General features: G+C 43.4%; 7 protein-coding genes. 5 read left to right on the top strand and 2 right to left on the bottom strand.

Annotated features, from left to right (window positions below; all coding sequences use genetic code 11):
• Positions 1 to 200: 200 nt before the first annotated feature.
• The 4 genes from ACFQNG_RS04370 to ACFQNG_RS04355 all read left to right on the top strand — a co-directional run bounded on the left by ACFQNG_RS04370 (position 201) and on the right by ACFQNG_RS04355 (position 3,651).
• The gene (locus ACFQNG_RS04370) at positions 201 to 443 is read left to right on the top strand and encodes a hypothetical protein (RefSeq protein WP_379863645.1); all 243 of its coding nucleotides are present in this window, start codon (positions 201 to 203) and stop codon (positions 441 to 443) included.
• Between the two features lie 211 nt (positions 444 to 654).
• Positions 655 to 1,014, top strand: coding sequence for a hypothetical protein (locus tag ACFQNG_RS04365; protein WP_379863644.1), 360 nt, complete (start codon positions 655 to 657; stop codon positions 1,012 to 1,014).
• A gap of 762 nt (positions 1,015 to 1,776) precedes the next feature.
• The gene (locus ACFQNG_RS04360) at positions 1,777 to 2,484 is read left to right on the top strand and encodes a hypothetical protein (protein WP_379863643.1); all 708 of its coding nucleotides are present in this window, start codon (positions 1,777 to 1,779) and stop codon (positions 2,482 to 2,484) included.
• Between the two features lie 444 nt (positions 2,485 to 2,928).
• Positions 2,929 to 3,651: a hypothetical protein gene (locus ACFQNG_RS04355; RefSeq protein ID WP_379863641.1), complete on the top strand. Its 723-nt coding sequence runs from the start codon at positions 2,929 to 2,931 to the stop codon at positions 3,649 to 3,651.
• A 154-nt stretch (positions 3,652 to 3,805) separates the two neighbouring features.
• On the opposite strand, the gene ACFQNG_RS04350 is transcribed toward ACFQNG_RS04355, so the two are convergent.
• Positions 3,806 to 4,690 carry a LysR family transcriptional regulator gene (locus ACFQNG_RS04350; RefSeq protein WP_379863640.1) on the bottom strand — a complete coding sequence of 295 codons (885 nt, stop codon included), beginning with the start codon at positions 4,688 to 4,690 and terminating at the stop codon, positions 3,806 to 3,808.
• 144 nt (positions 4,691 to 4,834) lie between these two features.
• Between ACFQNG_RS04350 and ACFQNG_RS04345 the strand changes: the two genes are divergently transcribed.
• On the top strand, positions 4,835 to 6,046 hold the full coding sequence (locus ACFQNG_RS04345) for an MFS transporter (protein ID WP_379863639.1): 1,212 nt from the start codon (positions 4,835 to 4,837) through the stop codon (positions 6,044 to 6,046).
• Between the two features lie 494 nt (positions 6,047 to 6,540).
• On the opposite strand, the gene ACFQNG_RS04340 is transcribed toward ACFQNG_RS04345, so the two are convergent.
• The gene (locus ACFQNG_RS04340; protein WP_379863638.1) at positions 6,541 to 7,533 is read right to left on the bottom strand and encodes a hypothetical protein; all 993 of its coding nucleotides are present in this window, start codon (positions 7,531 to 7,533) and stop codon (positions 6,541 to 6,543) included.
• Positions 7,534 to 7,663 lie beyond the last annotated feature (130 nt).

Below are 7,663 nucleotides of genomic sequence, written 5' to 3'. Positions count from 1 at the left end.
CCGCCACGGTCCGGCGCCCGTTGCGCGTACGCGAAGTGGTGGATCCACACCAAGTACCGCTGGGGCCTGACCCTGCAGTCGTCAGAGAAGTCCGCGCTACAAAGCATGCTGAACACCTGCTCTTACTGAGCCCGTTCGCACGTCTGCAAATACTACCAACTGACCGTTCAATCATCCAACCCGAGAAGGGAGTCACTCGTATGGAAGAGAAGTCATCAATCTTCACCGCAACCCACGGTGTGATGACCGCTGAGGTCGGCGTGATCAGCGGGGAGCTCGAACTGCGCACCACCTGCGATGATGATGGTTTTCTCACACTCGCCATCACGTATGTCGGCGCTAAGGAGTGGTACACGCTGCCGGGTGAGGACTACCGCCTACACGATCCGCGTGACCACGAGGTTGTTCACCGCATTCTTGCCACTGTGCTAGAGCGTCCCTAACAGGGGTAGAAGTAGCGAAGCTCGAATTTGGTGCCATCTGCCCAATAAATGGAATAGTCGGGAGATACCCAGATGTATCTGGAACAAAATAAAACGCCTCAGAGAGGCTCTCAGGAGCCTCTTTTGTTTTGCAACTTGTCTGTTCGTTGAGTGAGGCGTTCTGTTATGATGGGCATGTAAAACTAAAACAAACAACAGGGAGCTGTACATATTGATCTTTTTATTTCGATTTGATAAGGCAAGGGATGGATTGGATTTCATTCTAAATCAAGCTATCGCACAGGATATGTATCCCGATATCCATGAGAAGTTGATTCCGTTGGTGGAGTTAACGGGTCAGGCACTGTCCCCGTACAAAATCCATAGCACACGAAACACCGTTATGGAATTCATTATTGATGATAGCAATCAAATGGAAGTCAAACTTAGTCCAGGATTAGGGCAGTATATTGATCCTCAAATCAAAGAGGATATTTTTACGATTTCAAAGCGCATCGCGGATTTGTGTGTTGAAGTGATGAATCGGCGCACTTTGGAGATTCGCCGCCAGATGAATAAACCGCGCAAATAGTGGCAATAAATGAAATCGACAGAGCATGAGCTGAAGCGCTGAGATCACCGTGACCGCATACGAGAGATAATGCCTGAGGGCGGCAGGGGTGCAGGAGCGCAGGGGCGGGCATGCTCTTTTATATATTCCATGGGGTATATTCGAGATACGGCCAAAAGCGGCACGATAGATAGAAAAAAATGTAAAAAGGGCGCAAAGGCCCTGTATGCTTCCTACTTCTTTTTAGAGAAATGCACTAGCGCCCAAACAATCGCAATTCCTACAACTACAATCCCAACAAGGGGTAAGACAGATGCTACAGTGACCATAAACCTACTCCTTTATGCTCCGATAAGTGTCTCCACCAACAGCAATACGCATAATGATTTCCTCTGTTCCAAATTAATTCTCTGGAACACCACCGAGCCGCTTCGCGGTTCTTTTTCCATTTACTGGAGAGATGGCCCCGAAATCGGCCGATGCTCCCTCTACCCCTACATTGAGCGTTGGTTTCGTACGCTAAAAGAGAAAACGGTTTGGCTCCATTGTTTGGCTCCAAGAATATGGATCGTTCCTGGAAGCTAAACTGGACATTGATCATTATAGGCTTTTACAATAATGAAAGACCTCACTCTGCGCTTGGATATCTGTCGCCGCGAGAATTTCGCCAATCTGTAACTTCAAACGTTGCATAATTGCCTGGACATATGGGGTTCATTAAGTTTGCGCTCTTCCAATATCTCGAGAAATAATATATAGAAAATAATAAGGGGGGGGGGTCATTTGAAGGAGGAGACTATAGTTGCTGCAACATTTTTACTTGATAATATAGGGGTTATTATAGTCGTTGTATTAATTCTATTGGCTGTACAATCATGGCGGAACAAGGAATACATGACAGTTTTTACTTCAATATTAATAGCTAGCATATTTTTGGTTTTTTCTAATGTTATTGATAAAGAATTTATAGGAAAATTAGGTGCCTATTTGTTAGATGGATTTGGGTTAATTGATAATATTGAAAAACACGAAATTATTGAAGCAATTGATGAACAGGTTAAAAAAGCTTCTGAAAACAATCAAGAAACAACATGGCAGATGATTGGATTAGCATTTAAATCTGCTCTTCCACAGGATTGGAAACAGTTTAACGAAAGCATAAATAGTGGAGACTTCTATGCAGCTGTGATTACCTCTATCGTAACTATTTTGGCTTTTACTTTTACAAATATCAGCAACTCAAAATCACAACGTTTTGGAGCTTATGGATCCATTGTAGAAAAACAAATTGTTCATTATCAAGAAATAATAAACGAACTTAAAAAACGAAAAGCCAGTTTGCCGTCTTTAAACGACCCAGAGCATTTAAGTTGCTTTGTGCTTGACCTAAACGCCTATATAACTAATCATGTATCTGAGTTTATAATTAGTTCGCGTGTACATAGAGCCTTATTGCTTTTACTCGACGGTTGTCATGCAGAGCCACGCTAATCTAACCATTATAGTTCTCCTTATTTTATGTATCGTTTTCTTTTTCTACTCAATATATATAGAATCTCGCCTGAATAACAAAAAACTTTTTTATGAACGTTTATTTATGTAACGAACAAATTTCTTGAGTTTAAAATTTTTCTCGAATTTCATCTCAACATTGTATGAGTACACGTATTCTCCTCTTTTACAGTAAAAAGGGAGCCTTTATAAAAAAGACTCCCACGAGAAAATGGAAGAAAGTAGCCTGTAAAAATCATATAATCTATCAATTTTTTTATGTTCATTTTATATGACTTTTTTATGATCAAAGCTTTACAGATTTGTGTACTGAAAATTTAGTCATTTACTTGAACAATGAACCGATGTTATAGATTTCAAACCTTATTTCATTTATAAAATTTAGTATCACAAAAATAAATTACATATTAGGGGGTTTTTAAAGTGAGAAAATGGACGAAAGTAGTTCCAGCCTTAGCAGTCACAGCTGCTTTAGCATTTCCGATGTCTACCTTTGCACAATCCAGTAATCAACCTGAAGTAAATGCCAAATACCACCTGTTACCGAAAGTAGAAGTAACCGATTCTACCATTGATATTTGGACAAGCATTTTTGGTGCAAGCACGGTAGACAGTGGAGAGTGGCAAATCGTTCCTGTTGGACCGAACAAAGCCGGAAAACCAGCTCATCTCAATCAATCGACCAAAGCCCAATTCCACGCTCGTTTTGAAGGATTAAAGCCAAGTGTCGAATACTGTTTCAACATTCACTTTACCGGAAAGTTAGATGGAGATAAAGCGAACACATCCTTATTGCTCAAAGGCAAAAAAGGAAATCTCTTCTGTGTAAAAACAGATGATCATAAACCGGGTAATAACAACCCTGGAGACCATAATCCTGACGATAACAATGGTGGAGGTACCAATCCTGGGGATAATAACGGCGGTGGCACTACACCGGGAGATGGTGGGAATAACGGTGGAACCACCCAGCCTGGCAATGGTGGAAACAGTGGGAACAGCGGAAGCACGGGACATCAACCAAACGGCCAAGGTGGAAAACTGCCAAAAACAGCGACTCCTTATGCAAATAGCATGGGACTTGGGGCGACACTCTTAGCAGCCGGAGTGGGTATGCTGATCCATCGTCGTCGTCAAACCGTTTAATTTCTCCAGATATATCGATTGGGCTATTGATTAAATCGCGTGTTCCATGGTATTTCCCTTTCAAATAAAGCGTCCTTTAACGGGACGCTTTTAATGTATTGAATACCGTCCTCAGATTAAATTTATAAAGGACAAATGGACCAAATCCCTCAAATCATTCCATCCTGCGAAAATGATCCATCACAAACTGCTTAAAGCGTGAGGCAACTGGCGACAAATATCGCCCCTCAATCAACGCCAGGCCTATCACACGTTGGCACTTTGGCTCACGAAGGCGGATCTGAACAATTTTGCTTTTATCCAATCCAGTATCGGGGAGTAGCGAGACACCCAGCCCGGCAGCGACGAGCGCCGCTGCGGTGGCGACTTCTTCTCCTTCAAACGTAACTTTGGGGCTGATTCCTTTCTTTTGGAATAGCCGGTCGGTAGTATCGCGTAGCGCATATCCCTTCTTCATAAATATAAACGACTCGTCCGCGATCTGATCTAATATTATGCTCTCAGCGCTTGCCAAAGGATGTCCAAGCGGCAGGGTAACAAAAATCTCTTCGCTCCATAGCGGGGTCCATTGGATTGGAATTTTTGTTTCAGTTGGCTCGGCTATCAAACAAATGTCCAATTCGCCTGCATTCAGTTTCTCCAGTAGAGAGTAACTGTGATTTTGGCTCAGTTGAAACCTGATCGTTGGGAATTGGACTCGGAAAGCGCCGATTAAATCAGGAATTAAGCTGGTGCTCAGCGTATGCAGGAACCCTAACGCTACCTCTCCATAGTCTGGATTAACAAGATCTTGAAGCTCTTGTTTTCCTTGGTTAAATTCCATTAACATCCGATCTACCCGCTTCAAAAAGAGCCGCCCATATCGGTTTAGTGTGATGGTACGTCCTTGGCGATCAAATAGCGGGACGCCCAGTTCTTCTTCCAGTCGGGCAATGGAACGGCTAAGAGCTGGCTGGGAAAGGGACAGGGCCTCAGCAGCACGCGTCACATGCTGTATGCGTGCCAGGGTTTGAAAGTATTCAAGTTGCTGCCACTCCATTTATGAAGCCTCCTTCATTAGGAACATGTAATTTTTCAATTACCCATATGCATTAAAACTATACATATAATTAATTTTACATCACAATTTGTCGATTGTAGTATGAAACCAAGAACGGAACGAGTTAGGGAGGCTTCATCCATCATGGGATACATTCAACAAGGTACACCCGCTTTCCGCAAATCAAACCTAGCCTTTTTTGCTGCCGGATTCAACACGTTTGCCATTCTGTACAGCACACAACCGTTGATGCCAGTGTACTCAAAAGAGTTTCACGTATCGCCCACCATGGCGAGCCTATCGCTTTCAATGACCACCATTTCTCTTGCGGTGAGCATGTTACTGTTCGGTTCCTTATCAGAGGTGTGGGGACGCAAACCAGTTATGTTTTTCTCCATGCTTGCTGCTTCCATCTTGTCCATTCTGGATGCACTCAGCACAACGTATGACACCTTACTGGCGATACGGATTATTCAAGGATTCGCTTTGGGCGGGCTTCCTTCCATCGCTATGGGCTACTTGGGCGAAGAGATGGAGCCCAAAAGTCTCGGTGTGGCGATGGGACTCTACATCAGCGGAAATTCACTTGGAGCCGTAGGCGGAAGAATCATTACCGGAACGTTGACCGACCTGTTTAACTGGCACGTGGCGATGGGAACAATCAGCGTCATCAGTCTGGTATCCAGCCTGGTATTTTTGGTGAGTTTGCCGAGGTCTCAAAATTTTCATCCCCGTTCAATGGAAATCGGCAAGCTGTTTGGCTCCTTGATAAGTCATCTGAAAGATCCCGGATTGCTGATCCTGTATGGCATCGGTTTTCTCCTCCTCGGCAGTAACGTTGCCCTGTTCAATTACATGGGGTATGTACTGACTGCTCCGCCGTATTCATTCAGCCAGACACTAGTGGGTTTCATCTTCGTCGTGTATTTCGTGGGAATGTTTAGTTCCGTTTGGATGGCTAAGCAGGCAAACAAATATGGAAGTGGAAAGGTACTAATGATTTCCGTGTTCATTACGTTAGTCGGTGTCTATCTGACACTGAGTCCTGATCTATGGCTAAAGATCATTGGGCTGGCGATTACAACGTTTGGATTCTTCGGGGGTCATTCCATCGCAAGCAGTTGGGTGGGGCGGCGCGCCCTTCAAAATAAGGCTCAGGCATCCTCACTTTACTTATTCTTTTACTACGCGGGTTCCAGCATTGGAGGAACAACCGCTGGAGTGTTCTGGTCCTCATTTGGGTGGGGCGGGGTCGTTGGTATGATCACAGGTTTTTTACTGATCGCGCTAGTGGTTGCGTCACTACTCGCAAAATTGGATCCAGTCGTTCCTTTTCAGGTTCGAAAAGAAAAATGACAAGCTAAGAATATGAAGCCGCGTACTGCGTTTCCATTTTCAATCTGGTTACAATCGACATTTCGTACAGGGGGTTAAAATCATGAAGGTTCTAAGCCTTTTACATTCAGAGGCGGAATAAAGCCGTTCTGTTGCTGCATGCGTTTACGGGCTATTGTCAATTATCTAAACGGTAAAGTCTACGAAGAGGTCCGGTTAGTAAAGGGGACCCCGACCGATTTTACCCCCAATTGTTAAAGAATAAAAAATGACTTGAGCTGCTACATGTAATCTCAAGTCATTTTTTATTTGATTTTTGTTCCGAATAATGTTTTGTTGTTGAAATTTAATGTATTTTCTCCCTTTTCCTTGCCTGATTCCGATTCCATTAATATTTTCGGTACTTTGTCCCATAGTAGTCAGTTGCTGGTTTTAGGCCCAGTAGCGGTGAAGCAGTATCGGCTATTCTAACTTTATTTTTGGTACGGTTTTCGGGGGGCTGACCAGTTTGGCGGTTATTTAAAAATGCTATCAGGAACGTAATAAATTTTCTGCGTATTTTGTTTATTTACTGGGTCTGTAACTATATTAAAATAAACGTTACCGTTTTTTGTCTGTACTCCCTCGATTTCATGGGTTCCCACATTTGTAATTTTCACAAGGGTTTTGTATGCTCCTGTGTTGTCCATCATAGCAATCTGCGGAATATCACCTTCCGCGCCGCCTGACGTATATATTTCCGTATTACCGAGCATATCAACACCCTGGAAAGATCCGTTCGGTCTGACTATAGCATCGCCCGACTGCGTAAAGCTGGTAAAGCAGGCATTTACCGCCGCCGCACTGTCCATTCGTACCTGTTGGTTGCTGTCAAGAAGCTGGTTCAATGCTACCGTATCATAAATTGACCAAGTTACGGTTCCTTCTACAGTTTGTATGCGGAAAATAGTATAGGTACTGTTGCCGCCGCCATCAACACGGTATGTATCACCTAATCTTGTACCTGTCTTATCGGCGTAATTCATATAGGTGAACCGAGGAAGATCCGTATAATCATATGTCGCGCCGGCCGAGTATTGAAGTCTTGCTACCTGGAGCGACCAGTAATACGATGTTGAAGAATCTGCTTTTGAACTGAAATAAAAGTAATTTATACCATTGTATGTGTACATATCTAGAGTTTGGCAATGACCGGCATTGGTGACGGTCATTTCATCAACGTATGTAGCGTCACTTCCGTTTATGAGCAATCTTGAAAGATAGCATGTTCCCCCGGACCGCTGAGTTACGTAAAGATACGTTGAAGCGATGTAAGCTTTCTGAACAGCCAGGTTGTGCTTAAGTCCTTTGAGATTGTATGCGAGTGTTGCAGAAGCGTTAACAGTTTTCTCAGGAGTTGCCGCAAATACGGGCAAAACAGACACTGCCGAAATAAGAATTGCGAGAACAACAGATGTGAGTAATTTTAATTGGCTTTTAATAAGGCTCAACGCTTGAACTTGAAACATTATTCATACCTCCATTAAGAATGATAATATAATTGGACTAGGGCGTGTCTGGTGAATGATTAATTGAGCCACATGATCAAGGAAATCAAGGTAATGGCAGCACAAAAATAAACCGCCCGTTTTTCATAAC

The organism is Laceyella putida, assembly GCF_042665195.1.
Lineage (GTDB): Bacteria > Bacillota > Bacilli > Thermoactinomycetales > Thermoactinomycetaceae > Laceyella > Laceyella putida.
This window is presented reverse-complemented; position numbering and strand designations above follow the sequence as displayed.

Bases quoted from the DNA above. Each gene is read 5' to 3' on its own strand.
- ACFQNG_RS04370 (WP_379863645.1), top strand. From the start codon at position 201: ATGGAAGAGAAGTCATCAATCTTCACCGCAACCCACGGTGTGATGACC.
- ACFQNG_RS04350 (WP_379863640.1), bottom strand. From the start codon at position 4,690: ATGGAGTGGCAGCAACTTGAATACTTTCAAACCCTGGCACGCATACAG.
- ACFQNG_RS04345 (WP_379863639.1), top strand. From the start codon at position 4,835: ATGGGATACATTCAACAAGGTACACCCGCTTTCCGCAAATCAAACCTA.
- ACFQNG_RS04340 (WP_379863638.1), bottom strand. From the start codon at position 7,533: ATGTTTCAAGTTCAAGCGTTGAGCCTTATTAAAAGCCAATTAAAATTA.